This window comes from Mesorhizobium sp. B1-1-5 (assembly GCF_006443065.1).
Lineage (GTDB): Bacteria > Pseudomonadota > Alphaproteobacteria > Rhizobiales > Rhizobiaceae > Mesorhizobium.
Genome location: NZ_VFWS01000109.1, coordinates 1 through 17,134 on the forward strand (window position 1 = coordinate 1; position 17,134 = coordinate 17,134).

The following is a 17,134-nucleotide window of genomic DNA, read 5'->3' on the forward strand; positions in this document are numbered from 1 at the left end:
TCTCCCCTTGTGGGGTGAGAAGCGGTCCGCGTAGCGGACGAAAAGCCAATTGCTTGGCTTTTCGAGCTTCGAACGCCCTGAGCCTGCGAAGGGCGGGGCGGTGGATCGGCGCGTAGCGCCGAGACGGATGAGGGGTGTTCCAGCGGAGTGAGACGCTGGCATTCCCTGGAACACCCCTCATCCGGCCGCTTCGCGGCCCCCTTCTCCCCCAAGGAGAGAAGGGGAAGGCGCGCTCAGCCTTCGATCAACTCCGCCGTCGTCGTCATCCGCACGCCCTGCCCCGCGAAAGCGTCGTTGTGGCGGACGATGATGTCGGGCGCCTTCTCCTCCAGTGAATCCAGCGTCGAGTGCGCGTCGGAGACCACGGTGACGCCGAGACCTTCGGCAAAGGCGCCCTTCACGGTGGCGGCGACGCAGAAATCGGTCTGGGCGCCGATAAGCACAACGTCCTTCGCGCCGTGTCCCGCCACCCATTCAACGAGTTCGGGATTCGAGAAGGCGTTGCCGACTGTCTTGCCGAAGGTCGGTTCGTCGTTGGCCTGACCGAGCAGCGGCCATACCGGCCAACCGGAAGCGCCCGGCGCCAGCGGATCGCCTTCCGGTCCGTCATGGCGGATGAACGCCACCTTGCGGCCGGAACGCCGTGCCCAGTCGATCAGCCGACGGGCACGCTCGGCGATCGTGTCGGCGTCATGGATCGGCGGATCGAACCGACCGTCGAACATGCCGGTCTGCAGGTCGATGACGATCAGCGGCGCGGCGGCGGAGGGGGCTGTGTCTGGCATGGCGCGAAGATAGCGTGGGTGGGGGATGGGTCAAGGACGAGGCAGGAGCCAGCAAGCAACAACTCGCGCGAACCATCTACAATTTTCAGTTGTATTCAGGATTAATCACAACTAAGATGTTCGAGAGATCGGGGGATGACAATGGATGAACAATACACCGTGTTCCTGATCGGAGGAGGCACGGGAGGTGACGAGCAGGCGGTGTTCACGCCGCACGATGTGGGAACCCGATGCAGGCTCACCTGCAGCTATCGCAATAAAGTCATCGCTGCTGAAGAAGACGACTATTTCGAAGCCCTATGCCAAATCCGCAATCAGCTCGAAGTGGAAGGACTACTACCCTTTTGTTATGGCGCGAGCGCCAATGTTTTCCCTGAAGGCACCGTGACAGAGATGAGTCGAGGATTGGTGGTTTGCAAAGTGAAAACGGGCGAGCGTCCCAAGAAGAGCGGCTTAGTCAATATTTTTGACGATGGCTATGATGTGATGCCCGTGTTCGTCTCCATGCAGCAGAAGTTTTGGGATTCGTGGCTCGCCTCCCTGCCCCGATCGCAAGACCCGGAGATAGCGAACTCGACGGACGGTGCAGCTCACTCCCTCTGGCAGGCTCTAACACTTCGCTTTGCCAAGATGTTGAAATCGCTTTTTCCACTGTCAGGGGGAAGATAAGGCGTCTGGCTTTTACGACATCAGCGGCATCGGCCCCTTCAGCGCCTCCGCCAGCGCGTTGCGGAACACCGCGATCGGACGCACCAGCCTTCCCGCCGGCGGGCGGTGCAGCAGCCAGCAGCGCACCTGCGGCTTGAAGCCGGGGCAGTCGACCACCTCGACCGCGTCGCGCCATTGGCTGCCCGACAGCGCGCCCGGCGTGACGACGCCGATGCCGTGGCCGCGCGCCACCAGCGACATTCTCAGATCCGCGCCCTGCGCCTCCACGCCGACATGGAAGGGCAGCCTTGCCGCCTCGAAGCGATGGCGGATGAAGGCGCGGAAGCCGCAGCCGGTTTCGTTGAGCACCCAGGGGTAGCGCGCGAGATCATTAAGTTCGGCCGGCTTCGGCACGCCGAGGTTTGGCGCGGCCACCAGCAGCACTGCCTGCACGCCGAGATCGTCGCCGACGAGCTCCGGCGGCGGCTCCACACCCTCGGCGAGGCAGACCGCGACGGCATCGATCTCGCTGTGCAGCACCTGCTCCACCAGGCGCGGCGACAGGCTGGAGGTGATCTTCAGCGTCAATTGCGGGAACGCCGCGCGAAGACTGTCGAGCGGCTCCGACAGCGCGCTGGTCGAGAGGTAAGGCATAATGCCGAGACGGAACTCCCCCCTCACCTCGCCGGCCGGCGAGACGCCCGACTTCAGATCCTCCAGCGAGCGCAGCACCCGGCGGCCATGCTCATAGGCCTCGCGGCCCGATGCGGTGGGTTTGAGCGGCTTCGACTGGCGGTCGAGCAAAGGCGTCGCCAGCCGCTCCTCGAGATTCTGCACCCGCCGCGTCACGCCGGGTTGGGTGAGGTTGAGCCTGGCCGAGGCGCCGACGATCGAGCCGGTCTCGACGACGGCGACGAAGGCTTCGAGGTCATGGATGTTCATGCGTATCTCGCATAATCATTATCATATCATTTCAATTGTAGCATTATGATCGGCGCGAATAAAGTCCTCGCGAAATATACAAACAGCGAGGCTACCCATGAACGGAACAGAGAACGCCCGGATCGCGACGGCCGAGTTCGCCGATCCGTCGGCGCATGCCGGCGGCGGCACGATCACCCGATCCCAGACGCTGCTGTTCGCCGCTTCGGTCGGCATCATCGTCACCAATCTGTTCGCGCCGCAGACGCTGGTCGGGCTGATCGGCCCGTCGCTAGGCGCCGAGGTATCGGAAAGCGGCTTGGTCTCGATGGCCACGCTGCTCGGCTATGCGGCCGGGCTATTCTTCATGGTGCCGCTGTCCGATCTCCTCGAGAACCGCGTGCTGGTGCTGCGCATGCTGTGCGCGGCCGCGCTCGCGGCGGCGGTCGCGTCATTCGCTCCATCGGCCGCCTCGCTGCTTGCCGTACTGTTCGTGCTTGGGGCGGCCTGTTCCTGCATCCAGGTGCTGGTGCCGGTCGCGGCCTCGATGGCGCCTCCTGGACAGGACGGGCGCGTCATCGGCGACGTGATGAGCGGGCTGATGATCGGCATCCTGCTCTCGCGTCCGATCGCCAGCCTCGTCGCCGACGCCTTCGGCTGGCGAGCCTTCTACGGCATCAGCGCCGCGGCACTTGGGCTGCTCGCCATCCTACTCGGCTTGACATTGCCGAGGCGGAAGCCGCTGGCGCATACGAACTATGCGGGGCTCATAGCCTCGCTGATCGGGCTTCTAGCCCAAGAGCCGGTGCTGCGCCGCCGCGCCTTCACGGCAAGCCTGGTGATGGCGGCTTTCAGCGTGTTCTGGACGGCGGTGGCGCTGCGCCTCTCCGCTCCGCCATTCGATCTCGGCCAGAAAGGTATCGCGCTGTTCGCATTTGTCGGCGCCGGCGGCGCGGCGGCGACGCCGATCTTCGGCCGCGCCGGCGACCGCGGCTTTACGCGCACCGCCACGATCCTCTGCCATCTCGTGCTGATTGCGGCGCTCGGCCTCGCCGCATGGGCCGGGGCGGCCAAAGCCGGGGCATGGCTGCCGCTCATCCTCATGGGCGTCAGCGCCGTGCTGCTCGATATCGGCGTCACCGGCGACCAGACGCTGGGCCGCCGCGCCGTCAACCTGCTGCAGCCAAAGGCACGGGGCCGCATCAACGGGCTGTTCGTCGGCATCTTCTTCATCGGCGGCGCGATCGGCTCGCTGCTTGCCGGCATCGCCTGGACCTGGGGCGGCTGGAACGCGGTGTGCGCGGTTGGAGCGCTGTTCGGGGTGGTGGCGCTGGTGGTGGATTGGACCGAGTAGCTCGATCTTCTCCTCTCCGCTTGTGGGGGAGGAAGCTATCCAATCCCACCCGTCACCCTATACGCCCCGCTGACGCGCCCATCCGGCGACCTCGCAATGGCCGTGACGATGGAGCCATAGGCGCCGCGCCAGACGCTGTGGAAGCCTTGATGGGTCGCGGCCGGCACGATCGCGCGACCGGTGAATCGGTTAGCGCTGCCTTGCATGGAAACCGGCTCGCCGTTGACGTGGACTTTGACCACCGCCGCGTCGCTGACCTCCAGCGCGATCGCGATCTCATCGGTGTCGCCGGAGCGCGTCGTCTCGGCTGTGAGCGCCAGCGTGAGCGGGGCATCGCCAACACGACTTGCCGCGCTCCTGCCCTCGAACACATCATCGGCCAGCGCAGGCGTGCGCGGCGGAACGGTGCGGCGCTTCGTGGCGCGCTCGTAGTCGCCGGCGATCCTCAACAACGCAACGTCGTCATAAGCCTTGCCGGCGAAGGTGAGGCCGACGGGCATGCCGATATCGGCCATGGCGCCCATCGGCACCGTCACGGTCGGGATGCCGAGATGGCGCCAGACGAGATTGCCGTTGGCGACCCAGGTGCCGTTGCGCCAGGCGAGCCGGGCGGAAGCCTCATCGACGTCGGCATCGGCCGGGCCGACATCGGCGACCGCCAGCAGCACCACGGCGTCGAGGCGGTTGGCATCAAGCCAGTCCTCGAAGTCGGCGCGGCGCGTTGCCTCCAGGCCCTTCAGGCCTGCTTCGATGGCGGGAATGTCCGCAAGCGACGCCACCCCGCGCTTCGCTCGCTCGACATACTGCGCCAGATCGAAATCGGCATCGCCATAGCGATCGCGCAACGTGCCCGGCGGTTGCGGGAAGATCTTTGCGCCGTCGACCGAGGCGAGATCGGGGATCGCCGGATCGGCATTGGCGCGCAGGAAATCGTCCCAGGACCAGATGGACAGGTCCCAGATCTCGTATTCGGCGAATTCCGGCGGCACCAGGCCGCGGTCGACCATCGACAGCGCGCCCGCACGGTCGCGTTCGTAATTGGAGACGACAGGGAAATCGACCTCGACCACCTCGGCGCCGGGTGCTTCAAGGTCGCGCGCCGCCTGCCGCCAGAGCTCAAGCACCGAGGCGCGCGTCTCGATCGGGCGCTCCGCGCCATCATCTTTGCCGATATACATTCTCGGCACGCCGAGGCGCTTTCCCTTGAGCGCGCCCTGCACGGCAAGCACTGTGTAGCTCGCCGGCCGCAGCGCCGAGGCTTTCGGGATTTGCACCCAGGGCTGCACGCGCCAGAAATCGCCGCGCGTCTCGGTATCGTCGGCGACGATCACGTCGAGCAGCTCCAGCATGTCGGGGATACTGCGCGTATGCGGCACCACCACATCCATGGTCGGCACCAACGGCCAGTTGCCCCGCACCGAGATCACGCCGCGCGAGGGCGTATAGGCGACCAGAGCGTTGTTGGAGGCCGGCGCGCGGCCGGATGACCAGGTTTCTTCGCCCAGCCCGAAAGCCGCGAAGCTGGCGGCGGTCGCCGTGCCCGAGCCGTTGGACGAGCCGGAGGCGAAGGCGGCGGTGAGAAAATCCTGGTTGTACGGACTCTCGGCCCGGCCATAGACGCCGCGCTGCATGCCGCCATTGGCCATCGGCGGCATGTTGGTGAGGCCGATCAGCACCGCGCCGGCGGCGCGCAGCCGGGCGATGGTGAATGCGTCTTCCGTAGCGACGAGATGCTCGAAGGCCGGCGAGCCGGCGGCCACCGTCAGCCCCTTGACCTTGTAGCTGTCCTTGGCGGTGTAGGGGATGCCGTCGAGCGGCCCGAGCGTCTTGCCCTCGCGGCGGCGCCGGTCGGACGCTTCGGCCTCCTCGAACATCTTCGGGTTGAGGACCGGCACGGCGTTGAGCGCGATGCCGTGGCGATCGTAATGGGCGATGCGCCGCAGATACGCAGCGACCAGCTCGACGCTGGTGACGGTGCCGTCCTCAAGCGCGCGGCGTAGGTCCGCGATCGAGGCTTCGACGAGGTGGAGCATGATGGCGAGCGAATTCCCTTACAGAAGCTGCGTTCCGTCACCCCTCTGCCCTGCCGGGCATCTCCCTCGCAAGGGGAGATCGATGTCGCCATCGCTTTCGCCAATCGCTGACGCTGCAGAGAGGGCGCCGTCGCAGGAACTGCCAATCTTCCTCCTTGCGGGAAATGGCTGGCAGGCCAGAGGGGGCCCAAGCGCAAAGTTGGGAGAACTCGCCTAAACCCCCAGCACGCCCTTCACCCGCTCGCGCGTGTAGGGCAGATCGTAAATCCGCTTCCCCGTGGCATCCCGGAACGCATTGGCGATGGCGCCTGCGGTTGGGCCCTGGGCGGCTTCGGCGACACCGAGATAGGGCGTGCCTGGATTGTCGACGACCTGCACCTCGATGCTGTCGGGCACCGCGCTGAAGCGCAGGATCGGATAGGTCGACCAGTCCGGACTCAAGATGCGCGTGCGGTCGAAATGCACCGCCTCGTAAAGCGTCCAGCTCATCGATTGCAATATGCCGCCCTCGGTCTGGTTGACGATCGAATCCGGGGCGACGGCCTCGCCGCAATCGACCGCCGCGACAGCGCGCGACACCTTGATCGCGCCGCTGTCGCTGTCGACATCGGCTTCGAGCGCGACGGCCAGATACGCGGCGTGGTTCTTGTACTTGGCGAAGGCGAAGCCCCTGCCCTGGCCCGCCGGCAAAGCATCCTTCGACCAGCCGAACTTTTCGGCCGCGACCTCGATCACCTTCCTGGCGCGGGGGTCTTTCAGATGGCGAAGGCGGTATTCGACCGGATCGGCGTTCGCCGCCAGCGCCAGTTCGTCCATGAAGCTTTCGATGGAGAACACGTTGCAATAGGCCCCTAAGCCGCGCAGCGAGGAAACGCGCACCGGCATGTCGGCGATGAAATGCCAGTTCACGCGCTGGTTGGGCACGTCGTAGAGCGGGATCGCGTTGCGGTCGCCATTGCCGAGCGGCGATATCTGCAGCTTCGCGGGATCCGGTGGGAAATGCCGGTCCATCAGGCGGCCGGCGATCAGCGATCCGGCCGAGCCCGGCCGTGTGCCGTGACTGTTGCTCCACAGGTCGTAGTGCCAACTGACGATGTTGCCGTTCTGGTCGAGTGTGGCGCTCGCTCTGGTCAGCATCGCCGGTCCGTATGGCTCCCACAGATGCTCCTGGTCGCGCATCCACTGCACGCGCACCGGCTTGCCCGGCACTTTCTGCGCAATCAGCGCGGCGTCGGCCGCCGCATCGTCGGCGCCGTTGTGGCCGTAGCAGCCGGAACCTTCGGTATGAATGCAGCGCACCTTTTCCTCCGGCACGCCGAGCATCTGAGCAATCGCCTTGCGGTCGGGATAGACGCCCTGCGTGTGCGTCCACACCGTCGTCAGGCCGTTGTCGACCATGGCCACCGCGCTCGACGGGCCGATCGAACCGTGCATCTGGTAGGCGCGAATGAACTGCGCCTCGAGCGTCCGGGCGCCCGGCACGCTATCGGCGCCGACCGAGGTCACGGCGCCGACCTCCGATACGGATTTTTCGAGGAAGGCCGGCAGGTCGTACTGGTCGGGAAGCGCCGGCTGCTCCTGCCACTTGGCGACGCCGGCCATGGCGCGCATGGCCCTCACCGCCTGGAATTCCTGCTCGGCGACCACGGCCAGGAAATCGCCTTCGCGCACCACCGCGATGACGCCGGGCATCGCCTTGACGGCCGCATCGGCGAAGTCGGTGAGCCTGGCGTTATAGCTCGGCGGACGCACGACGCGGGCATGCACCATGCCGGGCGGCCGCATGTCCTGCACATAGACTTCCCCGCCGGTGACCTTGGCCGGGATGTCCACCCGCGCAAAGGGCTTGCCGATCGCGTGGTAAGCGGCGGGCGGCTTGAGCTTGGTGTCGGCCGCCGCATCGACATGCAGGAAGTCGGCCGAGACCAGTTCGCCATAGCTGGCCTTGGCGCCGTTCGGGCCGACGATCGCGCCTGCCTGCGTCTTGAGCGCCTCGACCGGCGCGCCGAGCTTTTCGCTGGCCTTGGCGATCAGGATCTGGCGCACCTGCGCCGAGGCGTAGCGGATGGCGGTGCCTGAGTTCTGGATCGTCTGGCTGCCGGCTGTGTAGCCTTCGTTCGGCGTCAGCGCGGTGTCGGCGGTGACCAGCTTGATCGCGGCCGGCTCGACCTCCAGTTCCTCGGCCGCGATCTGGCGCAGCGACGTCTTGGTGCCCTGGCCAAGCTCGGCCTTGCCGGTGAAGACGGTGATCGAACCGTCGGCGTCGATGCGGATCCAGGCGTCGAGCGAGGGCGTATCGGCCAGGCTGCCGGGTCGTTTCGGCTTAGCCGCCTGGCCGCCGGGCGCGGTCGGCACCTCGCCCTCCTGCGCTTCGGCGCGGATCGCGAAGGAGACGACCAGCGCGCCGGCTCCGGCCAGGAAGCCGCGGCGGGTGACATCGGGAAGCGGGTTCGGTGCGTTCATCATCCCCTCCCCGTGGCGGCGGCCGGCGCCATGTTGCCGGCGGACTTGCCCTGCATCAGGTCGCGGGCGCGAGCCACGGCCCGAAGGATGCGCATATGCGTGCCGCAGCGACAGAGGTTGGGCTCCAGCGCCTGCCTGATGTCGGCGTCGGCGGCATCGGGCTTTGCCTCGAGCAGCGCCTGCGCCCGCATCATCATGCCGGCAATGCAATAGCCGCATTGCGCCGCCTGTTGTTCGATGAACGCTTTTTGCATCGGGCCGGGATCGTCGATGGTGCCAAGGCCCTCGACCGTCTTGATCTCGCGCCCCTCGACCAGCATGGCCGGCGTCAGGCAGGAAAAGACCGCCTTGCCGTCGACCATCACCGTGCAGGCGCCGCACTGGCCGAGGCCGCAGCCGAACTTGGCGCCGTTGAGCTTCAGATCGTTGCGCAGCACATAGAGCAGCGGCGTTGCCGGATCGGCGTCGACGTCATGTGACGTGCCGTTGACGTTGAGCTTAACCATCAGTCCTTGGCTCCCACATTGTCCGGGCTGCGCTCGATGCCGTCCGAAGGCCGGACGCTGACCCGGTATTTGCCGCTCCTGGTGTCGGCGGTCTTCGCCTTCGTGTCCGACCATGCCGGCTTCTGTGCATAGGCCTCACGCAGATAGCCGAGCAGGTCCGCCACCTGATCGTCGGTCAGCGTCGCGGCGAAGCCGGGCATGATCGGGCTCTCCCGGCCGCTCGCCGCCGGCAGGCCAAAGAGCACGACGTTGATTGCATTTTGCGGATCGCGCGCGGCGATCGTGCTGGAGAGATGGAAATCGATGCCGCCGAAAGGCTGCGGGCGGCTGCCGTCATGGCAGGTGGCGCAGGCCGCCTGGTAGATCGCGCCGCCGCGGCTTGTCGGACTGCCGGTTGTGGCGCTGGCCGGTATCGGCGTGCCGCCCTGGTCGATCGAGAGCTTCTTGCGGATGTCTTCGGCTGCCGCCGCGCGCTCCGGCGTCGGCTCGCCCATACGCGAGCTCAGGTAAGTGGCGATGGCGCTGATATCGGAATCGGACAGACGACCGAGATTGCCGGTGACCTCGGCCATCGGTCCGTTGGCCACGCCGTGATCGGCATGCCAGCCCTGGCGCAGATAAGCAAAGAGGCTGTCATGCGTCCACGGGATCGGGGCCGAGGACGATGCGTCGAGCGCGAAGGCGTCCCAGCCCTCCGCTTCGCCGCCTGCCAGATGCGCGCCTTTCCGCTCGGCACCCAGGGCATTGCGCGGCGTATGGCAGGCGCCGCAATGGCCAAGCCCTTCGACGAGATAGGCGCCGCGGTTCCATTCGGCGCTCTGCGCGGCATCCTCGCGATAGGCGCCCTTGTCGAAGAAGAGCAGCTTCCAGCCCGCCAGCACGAAACGCAGGTTGAGCGGGAACGGCAGCTCATTGGCGGGAGGCCGGTTCTCCACGGCATGCCGCGTCATCAGATAGGCGTAGAGCGCCTTGTTGTCCTCGTCGGAGACCAGAGTGAAATGGTCGAACGGGAAGGCAGGATAAAGGTGATCGCCGTCGCGCTCGACGCCTTCCCGCATCGCCCGGCTGAAGGCAGCTTCCGACCAGCGGCCGATACCGGTCTTGGTGTCCGGCGTGATGTTGGTGGAATAGATGGTGCCGAATGGCGTCGGCACCGCCAGCCCGCCGGCAAAGGACTTTCCGCCGGGCTTGGTATGGCAGGCCGTGCAGTTGCCGACCGAAGCGAGCACCGCCCCCTTCTCGATCAGCGCCTGATCGAAGGCGGCGCGCTGCGGCGGTTCGATCGGGTCGATCGCCGGCTTCCAGGCATAGGCGGTAAAGCCCGCCAGGCAGACGACAACAAGAATGAGAACGCCGATCCAGAAGCGTTTCAAGGAAGGGCTCCTTGCGCAGGGCGCCGCAGCAGCCCGGGACATCCAGCCGGCTATGCGCCATCGGATGAACTAGGCAGGAGCTGCGCGCCGTCAATTGGCGAAGGCGCGGAAGCCGCTGATCTTTTCCCCGGAGAGATTGTCTGTCACGCGGGCCTTCGCCAATCGCCTAAGCCATTCCGGCGCCCCGGCACTCACCCTAGTTCCACCCAGACCGGCGCGTGATCGCTGGGGTTTTCCCCTCCCCGGACCTCGCGGTCGATGCCTGCCCCTTTCAGTTTTCGAGCGAGCTTTTTCGATAACAAGATGTGGTCGAGCCTCAGGCCGGCATCGCGCGGCCAGCGGTTCCGGCGATAGTCCCAGAAAGTGTAGAGCCTCTCCTCCTTGGGGAAGATCTTTCGCAGCGCGTCTGTCCAGCCCTGCGCGATCAGCGCGGCGAAGGCGGCGCGGCTTTCAGGCTGCACCAGCGCGTTGTCGTCATAGGAGCGGGTCTCATAGATGTCGCGCGGCTCGGGCACGATGTTGAAGTCGCCGGCGAGCGCCACCGGCAGGCCGGTGTCGAGGAGCTCACCCGCATGCGCGGCGAAGCGCTCGTGCCAGGCGAGCTTGTAGTCGAATTTCGGCCCAGGCCGCGGATTGCCGTTGGGTGCATAGAGGCAGGCGATGACGACGCCGTCGACCGCTGCCTCGATGTAGCGGGCCTGGCGGTCGGCATGGTCGCCGGGCAGGGCATCGCGCGTCAGCACAGGCTCGGCGCCACGCGCGAGGATCGCGACGCCGTTCCAGGTCGGCTCGCCCTTCCACACCGCGCCATAGCCGGCGTTGGCGAGCCGGGTCAGCGGAAACTGCGTGTCGCGGGATTTCAGCTCCTGCAGGCAGACGACGTCGGGCTTTGCCTTGTCGAGCCAAGCGAGCAGGTTTTCCAGCCGGCTGTTGATGTTGTTGATGTTGAAGGTGGCGAGTTTCATTTACCGAAAAGCGCCCCTCGCTTCGTCATTCTCGGGCTTGACCCGAGGATCCATTCCGTGGCCGTCGCCGCGGAACGCGGCGGGGCAGAATTCTGAACCGTTGCAACGCCTTAGCGTCACGGCATGGATTCCAGGGTCTGCGCGCGTCGCTCCGCTCCTTGCTTCGCCCTAGAATGACGACGCCGATGGCTGCGCCAGCCTGGCTTTTATAGTCTCCGCCACCGTCTTCAGATGATCGCCCGCCGTAAAACCCGAGATCGCCTTGCGCGGTTTCAAATCATGGTCGCCGTCCTCCAGCCAGATCACCTCAATGGCAGGAGAAAGGCCGTAGGTTGCAACTTCTTCCTTGGTGCCGAACTCGTCGCGCGTGCCCTGGAAGATCAGCGTCGGCGTCTTCAGGTCGGCGAGATGCTTTGTCCGCAACTGCTCAGGCTTGCCCGGCGGATGGAAGGGATAGCCGAGACAGACCAGGCCGGCGATCTCGCCCTTGGCGAACATCGCGTCGGCGACCATCGAGGCGACGCGGCCGCCCATCGACTTGCCGCCTATGATCAGCTTTCCGGTCACGCCCTTGGCGCGCAGATCGGCGATTGCCTTCACATATTCCGGGTTCACCGTCTCGGCGCGCGGCGGCGGCTTGCGATGGCCGTAGCGGCGGGCGGCCATATAGTGGAACTCGAAGCGTGCGACCTGAAAGCCGGCGGCGGCGAGCGCCTTGGCGGTGGCGGTCATGGAAGGCGAATCCATCGGCGCGCCGGCGCCGTGGGCGAGCAGGATGGTGACGGGGGCGGTGTCGAAGCCGTCGAAGAGGAAGTGGGTCATGGGTGCGCCAACCTCACCTTCTCCCCTTGCTATGGGAGAAGGTGGCCGAGCGAAGCTCGGACGGATGAGGGGTGCTCCAGCTTGGCGGCCACGCCTATCAATATCCTTACTTGCGACAAGGTCACCAGCGCCTCATTCCTTCCAGCACCCCTCATCCGTCTCGGCGCTACGCGCCGATCCACCTTCTCCCACAAGGGGGAGAAGGAAGAGGCGCTCACCCCGCCGTCCGCGCCATATGCAGATCCACGAACTGTATGCCCTTCTGCGCAGTCCGCGCCCATTCGGACACCGCATCCAGCTCCAGATATCGCACCCACAGCCGGCGAGCCTCGGCCAGATTGCCCGCATCGAACTCCAGGCGCGCGAGGTTGAACACCGGATCGGCATAGGTCTTGTCGAGCGCAACTGCCTTCTGGAGGTGCCTTCGCGCCGAAGCAACCTTGCCCTTATCGCTCATCAGGCCGGCGAGGTTGAACCAGGCTTCCACAAAACCCGGGTCGAGCTTTATCGCGCGGGCATAGTCGTGTGCGGCCTCCGCCATGCGCCCGGCGCCGCGCAGGCAGTTGGCACGGTTGAAGGCGGCAATCGCATCCTTGGGATCGATCGCCAGGCAACGCTGGTAGAGCGCGGCCGCATCGTCGTGGCGCCCTTCCTCTTCCGCCATCTCGGCCTCGGCGAACAATTCCTCCAGCGTGTCATCCTCGGGTGAACCGAGGTCGAACAAAAGCTGGCCGTCGAGCTCGCTCCTGCCTTCGTCGAGATAGATCGCATCCGGGCGGCCATGCAGCGAGCCGAGATTGAGCGACTTGGCGGTGAGCGAGGCGACCGGGCCGGAGCGATGCACGGAGCGCGCTATCGCGCCCCAAGTGGCGCCGCTGGCGATCAGCCCGGCATATTTGCGCGCGAGGATCAGGTCGCGGAAGGAATAGGGTTCACCGTCATGCTCGAACGCGTCGAACAGCGACAGCAGGTCGAGTTCGTCGCCGGCGAGTCGCGACTGGTCGATCATCGACTGCCTGGGGAGCGATGAGGCGTCGGGCGCCTTCATCAGCCCAAGCAGGCGCAGGAAACCGCTCTCGCTGATCAGCGCGCGGCCGGCTTCGCGCTCGACCTTCACGCGGCGCTCGATCTCGGCATCGCCGGATTTCGCCGCCTTGGCGAGAAGCGTGCGACCAAACACGACATGAGTGGTCCGGCGGGTGACGCCGCGCCTCAGCTCCGCATGGCGGCGCTCGACCTCGCGGGCAGCGAGGCGCAACGGAAAGGCGGCCAGCGCGCCGATGACGCCGAAGACGGCGCCGGGAACGATCACTGGCCCTGCATTTCCCGTCACTTCTTGCTCTTGCCGACAGCCTTCAACAGGTTCGCCTTCAGCGGGTTCTCAGCCGCGCCGCCGGCAGCCGCCTTCTTGGCGGGCTTGGCCGGCGCTTCCTCGGCCTTGCTCTTCGACCTGGCCGGGGGTTTCGCCTGCTGCGAGAGGCTCGCCTTCAGCGCATCCATCAGGTTGATGACGTTGCCACGCTCGGGCGCGGCCGCGATGATCGGCTTGTGGCCCTTCAGCTTCTCGCGGATCATCGCCATCAGCGCCACCTCATAGCGATCCTCATAATTCTTCGGATCGAAATGGGTCTGCTTCTGCTTGATCAGCGCCTCGGCCAGCTGCAGCATTTCGGGATCCGGCTTGGCATCCGGGATGTTTCCGAAATATTCAGCTGTGCCACGCACTTCGTTGGGATTCCTCAAGGTGCAGACGAACATGCCGTTCTCGCGCGCGCCGATCGTCACCACGCGTTCGCGGCTGGAGAGCACCAGGCGCGCGATGGCTAGCTTGCCGGACTTGCGCATCGCCTCCCGAAGCACCGCGAAGGTCTCCTCCGCCATGGCGCCGTCGGGCGCCAGATAATAAGGCGAGTCCTGGTAGATGACGTCGACCTCGTCCTCGTTGACGAAGGCCTCGATGTTCATCGTGTGGTTGGATTCGATCCTGACCGCATCGAGATCGGCGTCATCGATGATGATGTACTGCTTGTCCTCATATTCGTAGCCGCGCACCAGGTCCGAGCGCTCGACAAGGCCGAGCTCGGGATCGACCGGCTTCATGTTGATGCGGTTGTGCGTCTTCTTGTGCAGCTGATTGAACGAAATGCGCTCGCTCGCGCTGGTGGCCGGATAGAGCCGGACCGGACAGCTGACGAGGCTGAGCTTGAGATAACCTTTCCAACTTGCCCTGGGCGCCATGATGAACTCCTACGCGGCCATGCACTGACACTATGTTTGGAGCATGGTCTTGTCCAAAACCGGTTCCGGCTTTTTTAGGACCATGCTCTTTGCAGCGCTTCGTCCGTAGGACGATCAGCGCCGTGGAAATCCTACACCGACCCCCGATTGTACTGCCGAATTCCTGACGAAGTGTTTTCTGGGGCGGTTGGCGCGGAGAATAGTTCAAATTGTAGCAAGCGTCGATGGAGATGGCATTGAGATGATGGCGGGACAGCGCCCCCCTCTGTCCTGCCGGACATCTCCCCCACAAGGGGGGAGATCAGATGTCACGCCGGCTTTCGCCAATCTCCAACGTCGCAAAGAGAGCGCCAGCGGCGAGGTTGCTGATCTCCCCCCTTGTGGGGGAGATGCCCGGCAGGGCAGAGGGGGGCGCGAAGGAACGCGGCGCTCGCCGTTATCCTACCTTGTCAAACACAGGCAAATCCCTTGCCGCCTCGTCGATCTCTGCCCAGGGATCGCCAGATGTCTCCAACAGCCCCGGCAGCGAGGCGTAGTTCAGATCCTCCGGCGCGTCGATCGTCTCCAGGTCGGTCCAACTCACCGGCGTCGAGGCCGGCAGATTGGTGCGGGCGCGCAGCGAATAGGGCGCGGCGGAGGTGTGGCCGCGGGCGTTACGGTGGAAGTCGATGAAGATGCGCTTCTTGCGGTTTTCCTTGCCCATCGTGGTGGTGAAGGTGTCGGGCGCGCTTGCCGCCAGCAAAGTCGAAATCGCGCTCGAAGCCTGGTGCAGCTTCTTCCAGTTCTGCTTGCGCGTCACAGGCACGGTGATGTGGATGCCCTTGCCGCCGGAGGTTTTGGCGAATGGCTCCAGTCCCAGGCTCTCCAGCCCGCCCTTGATGTGGACCGCGGCTTCAACCACCTCGCGCCAGGAAATCCCCTCGCCCGGGTCGAGGTCGAACACGATCTGGTCGGGCCTGTCGAGTTTTGACCGGTGCGTGCCCCAGGTGTGGAATTCCACCACGCCGAACTGCGCCAGTGCCAGATAGCCCTTGGCGTCCTCGACCGAGAGATAGGTTTTTGTCTCGCCTTCCGAATTGATCGATTCGAACACGGCAACCGAAGGCGGCATGCCAGTGAAGGCGTGGCGCTGGAAGAAGCAGTCCTGCGGCTTGCCGGTCGGGCAGCGCACCAGCGACACCGGCCGGCCGATGATATGCGGCAGCATGAAATCGCCGACCAGCGCGTAATAGACGGCGATGTCGAGTTTTGTAGGCCCGGTCCTACCGAACAGCCGCCGCTCCGGATTGGTGACCCAGATGGTGGCGAGGTCGGATTCGGCGATCAGCCGTTTGCGCTTGACCGGCACCGGCGTGGTCAGCCCGCCGATATCGCGCAACCCGCGGAAGACGCCGTGCCGGATCGCGTTGTCGGCGGTGCGGTTCGAATAGCGGACGCGTGCCGACAGCAGCGGCTTCACCCAATGCATCTCGCGCATGATCTCGCGCGGCACGCCTTCGGGCGGCGTCGCGCCGGCGGTCAGCCGCTCCAGGCGGGCGAGCAGGTCCGTCGCCATGTCTGCGTCGAAACCGGTGCCGACCTTGCCGCGATAGTGCAGCTCACCATTTTCGAACTCAGCCATGCCGAGCGCCGCCAGCCCTTCCGCCTGGTCGGAGACGGTATAGCCGGCGATGACGAAATCGTCCGTCTTCTGCGCCTTGGCCTTGGTCCAGTTCTTGGTGCGGCCGCTCTGGTAGATTGCGTCGGCGCGCTTGGACACGACACCTTCCAGCCCAAGGTCCGAAGCCTGATCGTACAGGCCCTGGCCGTCGCCCTCGACATGGTCGCTGTACTGGATGGCGGAATTGGCGGGCTGACCGGCGAGCAGTTGGGCGAGCAGGGCTTTGCGCTTCTGCAGCGGCACCTTGCGCAGATCCCAGCCGTCGAGATGGAGCAGGTCGAAGGCGTAGAAATGCAATTTGGAGCCGGCGCCCTCGGCCAGCGCGTCCTGCAGCAGCGCGAAGCGCGAGATGCCCTTGTCGTCGAGCACCATGATCTCGCCGTCGATGATCGCTTGGGCGATCGGCAGCCGCGAAAAGGCCTGCGGCAGATCGCCATAGCGTTTTGTCCAGTCGATGCCGCCGCGGGTGATCAACCGCACCTCGCCGCCCACGACATGCGCCATGGTGCGGTAGCCGTCGAACTTTATCTCGTGCAGCCAGAGCTCGCCCGTGTCCTCGGCAACGCTCGTGCCGCCCGGCGGCTTCGGCACCTGGCTGGCGAGTTGCGGCTCGATACGGGCGGGTGGCTCGGCCCTAATCGCCCCGGGCAGCAGGCCCGGTTTGAGCGAGCCGACTTTCGGCGGCAGGCGCTCGCGCTTCCTCGGCGGCGCCGCCAGTTCCTCGATGCGGCGGCCGCTCTTCACGCTTTCCGGGCGCGCCTCGAGAATGTCGAGCTTTGTATCGGAGGCGAGGTCGCGCTCTTTGAAGAGCAGCCAGTTCTTCTTGTGCTCATCCTCGCCGGGCTTCGGCTTCAGCCGGGTCAGCATCCAGCCGCCATTGAGTTTTTGCCCTGCCAGCCGGAACTTGAACGCGCCGGTCCTGAGGCTTTTCTCGACATCCTCCATCGGCGCCCACGTACCGGTGTCCCAGACGATCATCGGCCCGCCGCCATATTCGCCCTCGGGGATAACGCCCTCGAAATCGATATATTCGATCGGATGGTCCTCGGTTTCGACGGCGAGACGCTTGTCGGCCGGGTTGAGCGAGGGCCCGCGCGGCACCGCCCAGCTTTTGAGCACGCCGCCGACTTCCAGGCGCAGATCGTAATGGTCGGCGGTGGCGTGGTGCTTGTGAACGACGAAGCGGTTGGAGCCGTCGGCGGAAAGGCTGCCAGCCGGTTCGGGGGTGCGGGAGAATTCGCGCTTGGCGCGGTAGGGTTTGAGGTTGGCGGGCATGAGTCAGACGCCGAAGGGCGGAATGGAATGCGGCGAAGGCCGAGTTCCTTCGCGCCCCCCTCTGTCCTGCCGGACATCTCCCCAACGAGGG

Annotated in this window: 13 protein-coding genes; 2 read left to right on the top strand and 11 right to left on the bottom strand. The window is 65.6% G+C overall.

Going from position 1 to position 17,134, the window contains the following annotated elements:
• Nucleotides 1-233: 233 nt before the first annotated feature.
• Complete coding sequence (locus FJ980_RS24035; RefSeq protein WP_140546218.1) at nt 234-785, bottom strand: isochorismatase family protein; 552 nt, start codon at nt 783-785, stop codon at nt 234-236.
• 141 nt (nt 786-926) lie between these two features.
• Here FJ980_RS24035 and FJ980_RS24040 point away from each other — a divergent pair, with 141 nt between their 5' ends.
• Entirely contained in the window at nt 927-1,454 is a 528-nt protein-coding gene (locus FJ980_RS24040) for a hypothetical protein (protein ID WP_246676530.1), read from the top strand.
• Between the two features lie 12 nt (nt 1,455-1,466).
• On the opposite strand, the gene FJ980_RS24045 is transcribed toward FJ980_RS24040, so the two are convergent.
• The gene (locus tag FJ980_RS24045) at nt 1,467-2,375 is read right to left on the bottom strand and encodes a LysR family transcriptional regulator (RefSeq protein WP_140546219.1); all 909 of its coding nucleotides are present in this window, start codon (nt 2,373-2,375) and stop codon (nt 1,467-1,469) included.
• 97 nt (nt 2,376-2,472) lie between these two features.
• Here FJ980_RS24045 and FJ980_RS24050 point away from each other — a divergent pair, with 97 nt between their 5' ends.
• The gene (locus FJ980_RS24050) at nt 2,473-3,708 is read left to right on the top strand and encodes an MFS transporter (RefSeq protein WP_140546220.1); all 1,236 of its coding nucleotides are present in this window, start codon (nt 2,473-2,475) and stop codon (nt 3,706-3,708) included.
• Between the two features lie 35 nt (nt 3,709-3,743).
• On the opposite strand, the gene FJ980_RS24055 is transcribed toward FJ980_RS24050, so the two are convergent.
• From FJ980_RS24055 to ligD, 9 genes are all read right to left on the bottom strand, one after another.
• Nucleotides 3,744-5,741 carry an amidase gene (locus tag FJ980_RS24055; RefSeq protein WP_140546221.1) on the bottom strand — a complete coding sequence of 666 codons (1,998 nt, stop codon included), beginning with the start codon at nt 5,739-5,741 and terminating at the stop codon, nt 3,744-3,746.
• A 213-nt stretch (nt 5,742-5,954) separates the two neighbouring features.
• Complete coding sequence (locus tag FJ980_RS24060) at nt 5,955-8,204, bottom strand: molybdopterin cofactor-binding domain-containing protein (RefSeq protein ID WP_140546228.1); 2,250 nt, start codon at nt 8,202-8,204, stop codon at nt 5,955-5,957.
• A complete protein-coding gene (locus FJ980_RS24065; RefSeq protein ID WP_140546222.1) occupies nt 8,204-8,710 on the bottom strand; it encodes a (2Fe-2S)-binding protein in 507 nt (168 codons plus the stop codon). Before FJ980_RS24065 ends, FJ980_RS24060 begins: the two co-directional genes overlap by 1 nt.
• Nucleotides 8,710-10,125 carry a cytochrome c gene (locus FJ980_RS24070; protein WP_140546223.1) on the bottom strand — a complete coding sequence of 472 codons (1,416 nt, stop codon included), beginning with the start codon at nt 10,123-10,125 and terminating at the stop codon, nt 8,710-8,712. Before FJ980_RS24070 ends, FJ980_RS24065 begins: the two co-directional genes overlap by 1 nt.
• Before the next feature lie 149 nt (nt 10,126-10,274).
• Nucleotides 10,275-11,048 (bottom strand): exodeoxyribonuclease III, encoded by a 774-nt coding sequence (gene xth / locus FJ980_RS24075; RefSeq protein ID WP_140546224.1) that lies wholly within the window; start codon nt 11,046-11,048, stop codon nt 10,275-10,277.
• Between the two features lie 168 nt (nt 11,049-11,216).
• Nucleotides 11,217-11,870, bottom strand: a complete 654-nt coding sequence (locus FJ980_RS24080) for an alpha/beta fold hydrolase (RefSeq protein ID WP_140546225.1) — start codon at nt 11,868-11,870, stop codon at nt 11,217-11,219.
• 214 nt (nt 11,871-12,084) lie between these two features.
• Nucleotides 12,085-13,203: a tetratricopeptide repeat protein gene (locus FJ980_RS24085; RefSeq protein WP_181181298.1), complete on the bottom strand. Its 1,119-nt coding sequence runs from the start codon at nt 13,201-13,203 to the stop codon at nt 12,085-12,087.
• Nucleotides 13,200-14,108 carry a Ku protein gene (locus tag FJ980_RS24090; protein ID WP_140546226.1) on the bottom strand — a complete coding sequence of 303 codons (909 nt, stop codon included), beginning with the start codon at nt 14,106-14,108 and terminating at the stop codon, nt 13,200-13,202. The genes FJ980_RS24085 and FJ980_RS24090 overlap by 4 nt, the downstream gene beginning before the upstream one ends.
• A gap of 436 nt (nt 14,109-14,544) precedes the next feature.
• Nucleotides 14,545-17,043 (bottom strand): DNA ligase D, encoded by a 2,499-nt coding sequence (gene ligD / locus FJ980_RS24100; protein ID WP_140546227.1) that lies wholly within the window; start codon nt 17,041-17,043, stop codon nt 14,545-14,547.
• Between the last annotated feature and the right edge of the window lie 91 nt (nt 17,044-17,134).